Origin of the sequence: Arenibacter arenosicollis (assembly GCF_014397245.1) — a bacterium.
Classification (GTDB): domain Bacteria; phylum Bacteroidota; class Bacteroidia; order Flavobacteriales; family Flavobacteriaceae; genus Arenibacter; species Arenibacter arenosicollis.
On record NZ_JACLHY010000006.1, the window covers coordinates 104,668 to 117,411 of the forward strand.

Sequence of the window (12,744 nt, forward strand, 5' to 3'; positions counted from 1 at the left end):
TTAACCAAATATAATCAAAAGGGTTAAACATTTAAAAAAAAGGGCCGGTTAAACAAATTTCCAGGTACTGACACATTAAACTTCAACACTCAGAAGAAGCAAATTATAAATTATTTTCAATTGAGAAGCATAATTTTACATCCCCCCACGGAAGGGTTACAAAATCTCGAATACTAATTGGGATGTGGGGTATTACTCCAACAAAATTAAAGGCCGTTCCCTAATTTAAGGAAACGACCCAATACTTCACATCATAATTCCTGATTCCACACAAAAGAAAAGGATTATTTCAAATTTTTTTCTTTATTCCTGATAACAACGCACTTCAAAAATCTTGGCCAAGGGATCACCATTGGTCCTTGTTACCCTAATTTTCAATTGTTTTATTTCAACGGGATCAAAACTATGGTTAACAAGCCTTAAATAATTATTTTCATTACTAAGGAGTACTTTGTCAATATTTTTGCCTTTTACTTCAATACTATAATCCGACACAGTTTCAGGTTGTTGGCCCCTAATTTGGTTGTCATTTACCCAGTCTTGTGCGGAAAGACGCAAAAAGCGGTCTAAGCCGGTATCAAACATTAGCTGGATTTTATTGATTTTTACCGATTTTTTCCAACTCAGTAATATCCATTGTTCACCATTTTCCATATTGGCACACCATTTATGGGTATTGCCATCGCCAACTTCCCTATTATACCCATCAATTATGTTTATAGCCCGGCCATCCTCAGTTTCAGAGGAAGCTGAAATCTTGGCAGATCTGGCCAAATCATTTTTATCCTCATTTTTTACACCAAGAAGTGCCTGGTCCTGTCTAAGTAATACTTGTTGAAGTATTTTTATATGCTCGGCACTATTTCCTAGCTCAGTAGGCAGCATCCCATTTTTATTACAATAGTCCATTGCAGTTCCTATGGCCTGGCCAAGTATACTGCACGTAGCCATTACCCGGGTGGAAGACAAGGCCACGTGTGAAACACTAATATTTCGACCGGCAACCAGCAGATTATTTATATTTTTACTGTATAATGACCTAAAGGGAATAGAATATGGGCCTTTTAATGGAATAGAGACATATGGTACTTCTCCAGTGGTGTCCATCCCACCCGGAGGGTGATCATCCAATGGCCATCCACCATAGGCTACTCTATCTTCAAAAAGTGTTGCTGCTTGGACGTCTTCCTGTTTCATGATATAATCACCTTCCACACGTCTACTCTCCCTTTTTCCTGGAATCATCCCTATGGAATCCAATGCCCAATTTTCAGAATCGGGGTGGTTCCCCGAATTCTTTATATAATCCCAAACCCCAAATAGAACAGCCAATAAATCCTTTCTATTCTGTTGGCCATCGCGCACAATATCTATTTCACCACCTAATTCCAACCACCAATAACCGTATTCATAGGTTGAAATATTGCGATGTAAAAAATCTTTTGTCGTATACTTTCTAGCCCATTTTGGAGGCGTGTAGGGCATACTTTTATCATATTTCTTTGCCGTAAACAAAAGACTGTTGCCCATTGTTTTTTGATCCTCAATATCTACGGCCAGGGATTCGCCCCATTTTGATTTTGCTTCCCTTCCACGCATATATTGTGCGCCCGCTTGAGCCGCCAAAGTGGCGTCACCTGTACAGTCGGCATAAAATTTAGCCTTTATTACGGAAATCTCCTCTGTAGGTGAACAAAGGGCCATAATCTGATTAATTTTTCCATCTACCACCTCAGCATCGTATAGTGCTGTATCTAGCAATAGGGTTATATTCTCTTCAGAAATTAATTTATCGTACAAAATAAAATCCCACATTTCATAGGAGCGTTGAGGATTTTGTACGGCTTCGGTCAATACAAGTTCTTCCAAAATACCGGTCTCCCTCCATATTTGATTTAACTGGCTGGCGCCAGAAATATGCATTCTTATTTCGCTACTGGCGTTCCCTCCCAACCTTGATCTATCTTGGATAAGAATTACCTTGCTTCCATTCCTGGCGGCGGCCAAAGCGGCACATATACCTGCCATACCACCTCCAGCAATCAACACATCGGTTTCATAAAACTTTTTCTTGTAGACATCTGTATCCACAAGAATTTGTGCTTTATTCGAATTATCAGTGAACTTTCCAAATAATTCCGCACCGTCCACAGCATCTTTGCCAAAGACAGATATTGGGCCCATTAAAAAAGCACCGGATCCCAATCCGATGGTTTTCATAAATCCTCTTCTTTTTGTCATTGCTTTAATTATTATAATTTGACATTAATATTTTTTCTATAATCATTCAATTTTTTGGAAACAAGTCGATATTCCTGTTCATGGGTAGTCAAAAATTGATATGCCTCCTGGGAAATTTCCTTATTCTCGGAATCCAATAGTGATAAAATTTCTTTAATTGATAAAGATGTAAGTTTGTCTTTATTGCGGTCAAGTATTTTAAAAGCCTTCTTTAATTGGGATTTATCCAAAGAGCCTAAATTAGAAGCCAAAACAGTCAGGGACTCCCCTTCTAGATCTCTATCTTTAAACCTATTAAGTATTTCATTTTGCATTTGAAATTCCACCTTTTTTAAAAGACTTATTATTTGTGATTGATATTTGACTGATGACCATACCCAGTCCGGTATTTTTTCAATTGCGAAATACGGGACATATGAACTGCCCCTAGATATCAATCCAATAAGGTAGGATGTAAACTTTTCATCCTCGGGGGCAATCTTGTTCAAAGCATAGAATTGAAGATGGTAATTATCAGAGTTTAACATAGAAACCAATAATTCCTCATTCATCAAAGATTCGGTATGGGCCACAATTTTATCTGCCACTCCTCCATTTACTATGTGCCACAAGGTATGTGAACTGTAGACCGCTCCGCGTACTACTGCCCCACTAAGTGATTTATAGGTGGCTCCTGCCACACCATCTATAACATCCGATTTAATTTGAATACTGTGGTCTACTAAGTCCTCGGCCTTATAATTCGCAAGTAGAGAGGTTTTGTCCTTTAAAATTTCTTTCATTTTAACATGATCGTCCGCAGTAAACTTGATATGATCAAATTTTGTAAATGGATCTAATGGCACTTCCGTATAATCCACGAAATTGCCTAACAGATCCCAATATACTTCGGCGAGCAAATTATAACATACTCCTTCCTCACAAACCGGGGTAACTACATAACTATAATACTGGATCGGCTCATTGCTGGAATTAAAAATTAAATCCACTTCCAGTTGTACGGAATCTTTAGTGTAGACTACAAACGCTCTTTCTTTTCCTGGGGTTGGATCTTGTACTTCCAAGGACATAAAAAGCCAAAGGATAATGAAAAGCACCAAAAACTTAAATGTATGCAAGAACTTGACAAACCTTATAAGACCAATAGAAATTTGAGCTTTTGACATGAAATATATCCAGGTATCTTAGTTATGTTTAATTGATTTAAATGTGGACTTCGAATTACAATTTCTATATCCGAAATATTGTAAAGCCATCTTCACAATTAACTATCATTTTTGATTGTATATTAAGTGTATTGGCCAACCTAGGTAAATAGTGATGACCATATTTATCATAAATTAATATTTGGTAAATTAATGCAGTTCTAATACAGCAAAGTTATTTTTTCACGGCCGGTGGATGGGCAAACAAACTCCAGCCTTTTTTTCATAGATTCTTACTCATTAAATCCATTAATCGGATTAGTAAAATGTTTTAGTTGGTTATGGTTATTTTGTTGTCGTCCGTACGTTCATATTCCAGGTCCGTGGCCAGCCCAATGGTCCCGATCACTTTTTCGATGTCCTCCTTCAGGTCCAGGTAACCGGAAAAGGTACCTTCTCCCTTAACGTCCTCGGCTATGTTTATCTCCACGTTGTAATAGCGCGAAAGTCGCTTCATGATGTACCTCAGGTCATCGTTCCTAAAGATCAGCACCCCGTCCCTCCACGAAAAATATTGGTCAACGTCCACCTCCCGGGAACTCATACTCTGTGTACTTCTATTGTAACTGGCCATGGTACCAGGTACGATCTTCAATTGGTCCTGGCCAGATATTAAGGACCTTTCCCCGTAGCTTATCCGTACACTGCCACTCTTCAATACCGTATTTATAGATCCCTCGTCCATATAATTGCTCACGTTGAACACGGTGCCCAGCACCTCGATCTCCTGGCCTTCCGAAAGAACCGTAAAGGGGCGCTCCCTGTTATGGGAGACCTCGAAGATGGCTTCCCCCTCCAGGTAGACCTCGCGTTTGTGATGTGGGAAGACGGCCGGATATACCAACCTGGAACCTGAATTCAACCATACCTTGGTACCGTCCGAAAGCTGTACCTCGGACCTTTTGCCGTAGGGCACGATCAGCGTGTTGTAGACCACCTCCTTTTCCTTGGAGGCCTGTTGGTCTATGGCCCTGCTGTTTCCGATATCCACATGCTCCCCTGTGGACGAATAGTTCAACCTGGCCGTTTCCTCGTCCACGGCCACGTTCTCCCCGCCGTCAAGGACCAGTACTACCTTGTCCGTCCCCTTGCCGTCCTCGGTGGCCGTGGTCCTGGCAAAATCGGATATAGTGGCAGTGGGGCTTTCCCTTAGGTACACCAAACCGGCAATAATGGCCAGGGAAGCGGCCATGGCCATGCCTACGGCATACCTGGTCCGACGCCTTCTGGTATTCAGCGAACGGACGGACCCTAGTATCCGGGTCCTTAATTCTTCCCTTTCCGCCTCGGTCAGCACTACGGGATCCATGGATCCTGACTTTTCTTTTCTCAAACTCTACTGTTTTAAAGGCAATCCCATGAAAAATCAGGACCCCCTACAATACTATAAGCAAGTATTCCTTCCTATATAGACAGTATTGACAAAAAAATATTAAAAAAATGAATGTGATTCGTTCTAAATCAGCGGTTAACGGTAGGAAATGCATAATTGGCGCATAGCATAAAGTTTTTTTTCAAATACCTACCTAGCCTTTTGGCAACTCCCAACCGTTGTGGTATTGGGCATTTATCAAAGCATTTGAACTGTCATCTGAAAATTGGCCTTCATAATTGTCCCAGTAAATTCTGTTACCGGTTTTAAAGGCAATATTACCCATGTGGCATACCAAGGCCGCATCATACCCAACTTTTAATGGGGCTTTTAATTGGGAAGCATCACGGGATTTTACCGCCTCAATAAAATTTACGGTGTGTTTGTCCAGCCCATTGCCTTGGTTTTGTTGTAACGTTATGCTTTGCATCTTATCCTTTTCGGCAATTACCTCCCAACCATTTCGGTCCAAAACAAGGGTACCATTATTACCAATAAACGAGATTCCGTGATTGCGTCCGTAATTACCATTATCTATCCCTGTAGCATGTTCCCATAAGATGGAAAAACCATCATACTCATAAACGGTCTGCAATGTATCCGGAGTTTCTGAAGCATCATTGGGATAGGCAAACTTACCTCCCAAAGCCATCACCGATTTCGGAGTGTTGGCCTTCATTCCATATAGTGCATAGTCCATGAGGTGCACTCCCCAATCTGTCATTAATCCTCCTGCATAATCCCAGTACCATCTAAAATTAAAATGGAACCTATTGGCATTAAAAGGTTTCTTGGGTGCTGGCCCCAACCACATATCATAATCCACTCCAGCAGGAGTAGCGGTATCCGGCAAAACAGGAATAGACCCCATCCAACCTTGGTAGGCCCAAGCTTTTGCCAAGCGAATTTCTCCTAATTTTCCGGAATGGACAAAGTCTATGGCATCCACGAAATGGGGCTGACTCCTTTGCCATTGCCCTATTTGCACCATTCGATCACTTGCCTGAACAGAATTTAACATAAGGTTACATTCCTCTATGGAATTGGCCAGAGGTTTTTCGCAATACACATCTTTTCCAGCCTTTACAGCATCTGAAAGTTGTAGGCAATGCCAATGATCTGGAGTACCAATAATTACTACATCAACATCTTTATCCTCCAATAATTTTCTATAGTCCTTATATAACTTTGGTTTTTTTATACCCGCCTTTTCCAAATCGGACGTTCTCTTTTTTAGCACACTATCATCCACATCACACAGGGCTACAACCTGAATTTCACTCATTTTAAGCATAGAGCTTAAATCGCTAAATCCCATACCATTGCAACCGATCAACCCCACACCGATTTTGTCGTTTGGACTAATATTCCTTCTAATGGAAGCCAATAGGTCCATTGGAATTAAAAATGCAGCCCCTGTACCCATTGCCAAAAGCGAGCTCTTTTTTATGAATTTTCTTCTATTCTGTATCATGGTAATATGGAATTTATAAACCCTTAATGTACAAAATAATATAACAAAAAAGCACCAACTTTTGGTTGGTGCTCTTAATACTATTGAAGAAGAAAATTATTTCTTTTCGGGTGCGTTTAATTTTTTGCTCATCTCCATAGAAATAGAGGAACGATCAAATTTAATTTTTCCGGCCATAGTTTCTATAATACAAGAAAAATCATTATCGTTTAAATCGGCGATTTTTCCGTGCATACCACTCTTGGTAACAACTTTATCTCCCCTTTTTAACTCCTCTGCAAATTTCTTCTCTTGCTTTTGACGTTTTCTTTGTGGAGCGATCATAAAAAAATACACCACTACAAACATCAATATGAGCGGAAGATATGGATATTGTTCTAACATAATTTTATCTACTTATTTAACAGGACCTACAGGACCTGCCCCTTTTGGAGTTACAAATGCTTTTATTCTAAGTGTTTCAGTTCCTTTACTTGTGTTGGCCGTAACAGTAATAGTTTTGGTAACCTGGTTTTGACCAGAACCGTTAAACTTTACCAACATTTCACCTTTTTCACCTGGAGCTATCGGGGTGTTTTTTGGAAATTCCGGAATAGTACATCCACAGCTACTTTTTGCATCGGTAATAATCAATGGAGCATCACCCGTATTTGTAAAGGTAAAAATAGTTTCTTGTGGAGTGTTTTGATCGATAGACCCAAAATCGTGCTCTACTTTATCGAACTCCATAACTGGAAGACTTTTTGAGGCTGCGTCTCTTTCGGCAGCAACTTCAACATTGGAAGCTTCGATTTTACTGGAGGCTTTTTCTTTACAAGAAAAAAGCACAAGTACAGAAAAAACACTTAAGGATAAGAATAATCTTTTCATCTGTTTATATTTAATTGTTTTTTAAAAGTCAGATATAAATCACCACTAAACATCTTGATAAATTTCAAGGATTGAGGTGGCTCATTCTATCTGTTTTAATTTTTATTTGCGCAAAATTAAGGAATATTTGTTTATAATAAACCTCTGCCAACTTTTTTTAGTTTGCCATCCTCCTTATATTCCCTAACCAGCTTATCCAAAATTCCATTAATGAATATGCTGCTTTTGGGTGTTGAATATTCCTTGGCAATTTCCAAAAACTCGTTTATGGTAACCCTCTCCGGTATCGATGGAAAGTTCAGTAGTTCGCAAATTGCCATTTTTAACAATATCGCGTCAATGTCTGCAATTCGATCTTTGTCCCAATTAGGCGTTTTACCTTCGATTTCATGTTCCAATTTGGAATTGTTCAACAGCGTTTTCGTCAAAAGTCTGTTGGCATACACCATATCATCCTCATCCTTAAAAAGAGGTGGTAAAAAATATGATGGAACACTACTTTCCTTTACTTTTTTAAACTGCTTTAGGAGATAGGTGTTTACTATAGGAATATCATCTACCCAAGTTAACTTATCATCTTCGAAATAATCATAAATCTTTTCATTAGGTGCAATAATCTCCCGAAACAGCTCTATGACAAGCTTTTTGTCCTCCTCATAGGTACTGTCGGCATTGGACATATATTTATTATATATTTCACTTTCCATTACCTCCTTGTAAATAATCTTAATGTATTCTTCGTTCAAATACCAGTTGTTCAGTTTTCTTTTGGACAACTCATCCTTTAGGGATTTGTTACCAGAAATTTGAAGAAGTAATTTATTGCCAAGGAATTTTTCCTTGTTCGGATAAGAATCGGAGGTATTCTTTAAATATTTTTTGGAAGAAAGATTTACCTGATCCTGTGCCCTTTCATGCAATTCTATGAAAAGACTCAGCATCAACAAGTAAAGGGTATACATGTTTTCTATGCTTACTTTCAAAAATTTTTCTTGTTTTTCAAGCGAATCATCCTTCGATTGTGTCAATGCATAAATACATTGCATAACTTTAACCCTAATGTGCCTTCTTGTAAGCATTTTTAAAGAACTTTAGTAAAATAAATAAAACTTTCGGGTACAAAAGTAGGATTATATTTTTTAATCCTAGCTACCTTTTTCCGTATTATCTTATGTGTTTTATAACATTTGTTTAAGATTCAAAAAACTATCTTTGCCGAATTGTAATCCATAATGCCACAATTCCTGTTTCCTATCGGATGAAAGAACTTAAACATCTAAATAAATATTTTAAAAAGTACCGATTTAAACTTCTTGTCGGTATTGTAATTACCATGATAGCCCGTGTTTTTCAATTGGTTATGCCTTCCTATGTGAAGAAATCCATTGAAGTTGTGGAAGGTTTTATAGGCAATGATATTTTGAAGGCCGAGGCTAAGGAAATGCTTCTGGAATACATACTAATTATTGTGGGAGCGGCTTTGCTATCTGGCTTTTTTACATTTCTAATGCGCCAGACCATAATTAATGTTTCCAGATATATAGAATACGATTTAAAGAATGAAGTATTTGACCACTACCAACTATTAAGTCTCAATTTCTACAAAAAGAATAGAACTGGCGATTTAATGAACAGAATTAGTGAAGATGTCAACCAGGTAAGGTTATACGGTGGCCCGGCTATAATGTACGGTATTCAAACACTAACACTTTTCGTGTGCCTTGTTCCGCTCATGTTTATAAAAGCGCCTGTTTTGGCACTATACGCCTTGTTACCATTACCCATTCTATCTGTTTTAATTTACCAGATCAGTAAGATAATTCATAAACGAAGCACCATTGTACAGGAGTTTTTATCCACCCTTTCAACCTTTACCCAAGAATCCTTTTCGGGAATTTCGGTTATAAAAGCCTATGCCTTGGAACCCCAGGTTAACACCGAACTGAAAAATTTAGCAATTGATGGGAAAAACAAAAGTATGGACCTTGCCAAGGTGAATGCCTGGTTTTTTCCACTAATGATCCTTCTAATTGGAATTAGCAATATTTTCGTGATCTACGTTGGGGGCAAGCAATATATTGATGGTGAAATAGCATCAATTGGAATTATAGCGGAATTTATTCTATATGTAAATATGCTGACATGGCCGGTAGCAGTCGTAGGTTGGGTTACCTCCATAGTACAAAGGGCAGAAGCCTCGCAAAAAAGGATAAACCAGTTTTTACAAGAAGAACCCAATATAGTTAGTACCGTAGAAAAGGAAACCCCCATAAAAGGAAAAATAGAGTTTAAGAATGTAACCTTCACCTATGAGGATACCAACATTACGGCCTTGAACAATATATCCTTTACCATCAACAAGGGGGAGACGGTTGCCATAATAGGAAAAACTGGATCTGGAAAATCTACGATATTAGATTTAATTGCCCGTTTGTACGATATCGACTCTGGTGAAATTTTAATCGATGATGTTCCTATCAAGGAATTAAATCTTCAAAGCTTGCGAAAATCCATAGGAGCCGTTCCTCAGGATGCTTTTCTATTTTCCGACACCATAAAGAACAATATTAAATTTGGGAAGGAAAATTCCACCGATGAGGAAATTATTACCGTGGCCAAGAAAGCGGTAGTACATGAAAACATAATGGGTTTTAACAAACAATATGAAACCATCTTGGGAGAAAGGGGCATCACCCTAAGTGGAGGCCAAAAACAACGTGTTTCCATTGCCCGTGCACTCCTCAAAGACCCACAAATTTACTTGTTTGACGATTGCCTTTCCGCGGTCGACACGGAAACCGAGGAGGAAATTTTAAATCAATTAAAAAACGAATCTAAAAATAAAACCACTCTAATAGTAAGCCATAGGGTTTCATCTGCCAAAAATGCCGATAAAATTATAGTTTTGGAAAACGGAAAATTAATGCAGGAAGGGACACACGAAGAATTAAATTCTGTTGACGGATATTACAAAGAGCTGTATATGCACCAACTTTCTGAGAAAGAAAAATAGAAAAATGTTGTTAGATTAGGTTTTTTTTTCCACTTTTGACAGATATATACCTATGAAAAATTAACTATACACTAGACGAAATGAGCGATAAAGATTTAATGGACCAAGAAGAAATTTATTCAAAAGTTTTACGAGCAGGAAGAAGAACTTATTTTTTCGATGTTAGAAGTACAAAGGCAGGAGACTATTATTTAACTGTTACTGAGAGCAAAAAGTTCACCCATGATGATGGTTCTTTTCATTATAAGAAACACAAGATTTATCTATATAAAGAAGACTTTACCGCCTTTAAAGAGAATTTGGATGAGATGATGGATTACATTATTGATGAAAAGGGTTCTGAGGTAATATCCGAACGTCATCAAAAAGATTTTAAGAAAGAAGATTCTGAGGGAAATGGATCAATAAATTCTACAGACAGTTTTACAGATGTAAGCTTTGACGATATTTAATCCAATCGTGTTTTAATTAAAATATAACGGCCCCTGTATTCACGGGCCGTTTTTATTCTAATATTACCCAGTTTATTTATCGGGGAGCCCATCTATTCTACCATATCTAACATGTCTACTTTCGTAAAAACATATAACTAAGCTTATTAGCCCAACATCATCACTGCAATTTTACAAGAACTATATTTAGGATCAGGTGTACCAAACAAATCACTAAGGCTGCAGGCCAACTAAAGACCATCAACAGGGCTACCATTAAAACGAGACACTGCAAAGGATAAATCAATAAGGCAAACATAAAGCGGGTAGTACTCAAAAATTCCTGCTCTGTTACTTTGGGTTTAATAAATTGTGACCATAAAATTATCATGGGGAAATTCAGCATAATAAAGAACACCTTCCACAAGTATTTAATTGCCGAATCTGTTCCTTTGAATTTAGGGTTGAGTATTGCCTCCTTTTCCAAAATTAGGTTAACCGCTTTGGGATTTAAATAATCCACATCGGAGCCCTTCAATTTTTGTATTATATCATCATACCTAGCTTCCGCCTCAATATGGGTAGTAAGTTTTTTCAATCGATGATATACTTCCTGTTTCAAACGGCCTGCAGATCCAGATATATCGTCTTTATCAAAAAAATCCTGAACCTTTATTTCCTCGCCATAATACAATGCCGCTTTATCTGGGAATTTTGCAGCATTTGCATAGTTCACCCCAATGGGTACAATACCTATCTCCATTGAAGGATTTGTTTCCAAGGCCAAAAACAAAATACGGGTAAAGCCTTTGCTCAGAGGTCGGACCCTACGTTTTAAAGAATGGTTCCCTTCTGGAAAAATAAGTATAGCTTCTCCCTTGCCCAATAGATCGGAACAACGTTCAAAAATGGCCGTATTCCTTTTTAAGGAATCCTTACCATCCCTTATTCTATACACGGGAATCATCCTTAAAAATTCGAAAAGCATCTTTAATGCCGTCGTCTTAAAAACATCGGATCGGGTTAAAAAATAAGGCTTCCGATTGCAATGGGTTGCTACTAACAGGGCATCAAGCAAAGCGTTTTGGTGATTTGCCAAAAACATAACAGGCTTCCCAGTAGGTATGTCATGTAAGCCTTCAACTTTTATTTTGGCAAAGTAGAAGGTTATTGCCGTACGCAGCCAAACCCTAAAAAAATGATATCCAATTTTCCTCAAACAAGTTCCTCTTTATCAATTGGTCTATACCCCCATAAAGTAGCTAATGTTAATCCGGACACTAGGTGCCAAATTCCCCAAAAAGCTGCCAAAAGGGCCATTCCTCCTATACCCTCAAAAAAAGTAAATATCAGGAGCAGGCCCAATCCTGAATTCTGGATTCCCGTTTCAATGGCTATGGTCCTTTTATTCCTTTGTGACAGCCCCATAAGATTTGCAACAGAATAACCTGTAACAAAAGCCAGCAAATTATGTAAGAGCACAATCCAGAATACATAGAGGACATACTCCATAAAAATATCCCTATTGTCATATAAGGCCACAAAAATGAGCACTACAAAGAACATTAGTGATAGCACCTTTAGAACTTTCGCAGTTTTGAATGCCCAATTTGGACATATATGATTTATCCACATGCCCAAAATTAGTGGTAACCCCAAGAGTAACGCTACCAGTTTGATCATAGCAAAAGGTGAAATGGCCACTTCTTGCAATAGGGTGGCTGTTGGAGGATAAAAGGAACCCCATAATTGAAGATTCAAAGGAGTCATCACCACTGCCAATAAGGTAGCCACAGCTGTTAGGCTAACGGACAAGGCCGTATTGCCTTTGGCCAAATGCGTTATAAAATTGGAAATATTGCCTCCTGGACAAGCAGCTACCATAAACATGCCCAATGCAATACTGGGCAAAGGCTCCATCAGCATCACTAATATAAAGGTTACAGCTGGCAGCAATACAAACTGACTCAAAACACCTATAAAAAGAGGTTTTGGTTTCTTTACCAATCGTCTAAAATCATCCAAGGAAATATCCAAAGCAATCCCAAACATCACTAAGGCCAGAGCTATGTTCAGCATCCAAAGTGATTGCTCATTAAAGTTTATAAGGATCTTGTCCAGGGGGATAGATGTCAAAT

Annotated in this window: 12 protein-coding genes; 3 read left to right on the forward strand and 9 right to left on the reverse strand. The window is 38.3% G+C overall.

Annotated elements, in window-relative coordinates; translation table 11 throughout:
- Nucleotides 1–303: 303 nt before the first annotated feature.
- The 3 genes from H4O18_RS08245 to H4O18_RS08255 all read right to left on the reverse strand — a co-directional run bounded on the left by H4O18_RS08245 (nt 304) and on the right by H4O18_RS08255 (nt 4,464).
- Entirely contained in the window at nt 304–2,241 is a 1,938-nt protein-coding gene (locus tag H4O18_RS08245; protein ID WP_187583346.1) for an FAD-dependent oxidoreductase, read from the reverse strand.
- Between the two features lie 11 nt (nt 2,242–2,252).
- Nucleotides 2,253–3,311 carry a hypothetical protein gene (locus H4O18_RS08250; protein ID WP_187583348.1) on the reverse strand — a complete coding sequence of 353 codons (1,059 nt, stop codon included), beginning with the start codon at nt 3,309–3,311 and terminating at the stop codon, nt 2,253–2,255.
- Between the two features lie 406 nt (nt 3,312–3,717).
- The gene (locus H4O18_RS08255) at nt 3,718–4,464 is read right to left on the reverse strand and encodes a FecR family protein (protein WP_187583350.1); all 747 of its coding nucleotides are present in this window, start codon (nt 4,462–4,464) and stop codon (nt 3,718–3,720) included.
- A 58-nt stretch (nt 4,465–4,522) separates the two neighbouring features.
- Between H4O18_RS08255 and H4O18_RS08260 the strand changes: the two genes are divergently transcribed.
- Complete coding sequence (locus H4O18_RS08260) at nt 4,523–4,858, forward strand: hypothetical protein (RefSeq protein ID WP_187583352.1); 336 nt, start codon at nt 4,523–4,525, stop codon at nt 4,856–4,858.
- 114 nt (nt 4,859–4,972) lie between these two features.
- Here H4O18_RS08260 and H4O18_RS08265 read toward each other — a convergent pair whose 3' ends face one another.
- The 4 genes from H4O18_RS08265 to nusB all read right to left on the reverse strand — a co-directional run bounded on the left by H4O18_RS08265 (nt 4,973) and on the right by nusB (nt 8,241).
- On the reverse strand, nt 4,973–6,292 hold the full coding sequence (locus H4O18_RS08265) for a Gfo/Idh/MocA family protein (protein WP_187583354.1): 1,320 nt from the start codon (nt 6,290–6,292) through the stop codon (nt 4,973–4,975).
- A 96-nt stretch (nt 6,293–6,388) separates the two neighbouring features.
- Nucleotides 6,389–6,676 (reverse strand): preprotein translocase subunit YajC, encoded by a 288-nt coding sequence (gene yajC / locus H4O18_RS08270; RefSeq protein ID WP_187583356.1) that lies wholly within the window; start codon nt 6,674–6,676, stop codon nt 6,389–6,391.
- Nucleotides 6,677–6,688: 12 nt separating this feature from the next.
- A complete protein-coding gene (locus H4O18_RS08275) occupies nt 6,689–7,162 on the reverse strand; it encodes a DUF1573 domain-containing protein (RefSeq protein ID WP_187583359.1) in 474 nt (157 codons plus the stop codon).
- Nucleotides 7,163–7,293: 131 nt separating this feature from the next.
- Nucleotides 7,294–8,241: a transcription antitermination factor NusB gene (nusB, locus tag H4O18_RS08280; RefSeq protein WP_187583361.1), complete on the reverse strand. Its 948-nt coding sequence runs from the start codon at nt 8,239–8,241 to the stop codon at nt 7,294–7,296.
- A gap of 179 nt (nt 8,242–8,420) precedes the next feature.
- Here nusB and H4O18_RS08285 point away from each other — a divergent pair, with 179 nt between their 5' ends.
- Both H4O18_RS08285 and H4O18_RS08290 read left to right on the forward strand, forming a co-directional pair.
- Nucleotides 8,421–10,175 (forward strand): ABC transporter ATP-binding protein, encoded by a 1,755-nt coding sequence (locus H4O18_RS08285; protein WP_187583363.1) that lies wholly within the window; start codon nt 8,421–8,423, stop codon nt 10,173–10,175.
- 80 nt (nt 10,176–10,255) lie between these two features.
- Entirely contained in the window at nt 10,256–10,627 is a 372-nt protein-coding gene (locus H4O18_RS08290) for a PUR family DNA/RNA-binding protein (RefSeq protein WP_187583364.1), read from the forward strand.
- Between the two features lie 160 nt (nt 10,628–10,787).
- On the opposite strand, the gene H4O18_RS08295 is transcribed toward H4O18_RS08290, so the two are convergent.
- Nucleotides 10,788–11,825, reverse strand: coding sequence for a lysophospholipid acyltransferase family protein (locus tag H4O18_RS08295; protein ID WP_187583366.1), 1,038 nt, complete (start codon nt 11,823–11,825; stop codon nt 10,788–10,790).
- Entirely contained in the window at nt 11,822–12,742 is a 921-nt protein-coding gene (locus H4O18_RS08300; protein WP_246474128.1) for a bile acid:sodium symporter family protein, read from the reverse strand. The genes H4O18_RS08295 and H4O18_RS08300 overlap by 4 nt, the downstream gene beginning before the upstream one ends.
- Nucleotides 12,743–12,744: the final 2 nt, after the last annotated feature.

Excerpts from the sequence above, each read along its gene's own strand:
- H4O18_RS08245 (WP_187583346.1), bottom strand. The coding sequence starts at position 2,241 with ATGACAAAAAGAAGAGGATTTATGAAAACCATCGGATTGGGATCCGGT.
- H4O18_RS08250 (WP_187583348.1), bottom strand. The coding sequence starts at position 3,311 with ATGTCCTTGGAAGTACAAGATCCAACCCCAGGAAAAGAAAGAGCGTTT.
- H4O18_RS08265 (WP_187583354.1), bottom strand. The coding sequence starts at position 6,292 with ATGATACAGAATAGAAGAAAATTCATAAAAAAGAGCTCGCTTTTGGCA.
- yajC (WP_187583356.1), bottom strand. The coding sequence starts at position 6,676 with ATGTTAGAACAATATCCATATCTTCCGCTCATATTGATGTTTGTAGTG.
- H4O18_RS08275 (WP_187583359.1), bottom strand. The coding sequence starts at position 7,162 with ATGAAAAGATTATTCTTATCCTTAAGTGTTTTTTCTGTACTTGTGCTT.
- nusB (WP_187583361.1), bottom strand. The coding sequence starts at position 8,241 with ATGCTTACAAGAAGGCACATTAGGGTTAAAGTTATGCAATGTATTTAT.
- H4O18_RS08285 (WP_187583363.1), top strand. The coding sequence starts at position 8,421 with ATGAAAGAACTTAAACATCTAAATAAATATTTTAAAAAGTACCGATTT.
- H4O18_RS08290 (WP_187583364.1), top strand. The coding sequence starts at position 10,256 with ATGAGCGATAAAGATTTAATGGACCAAGAAGAAATTTATTCAAAAGTT.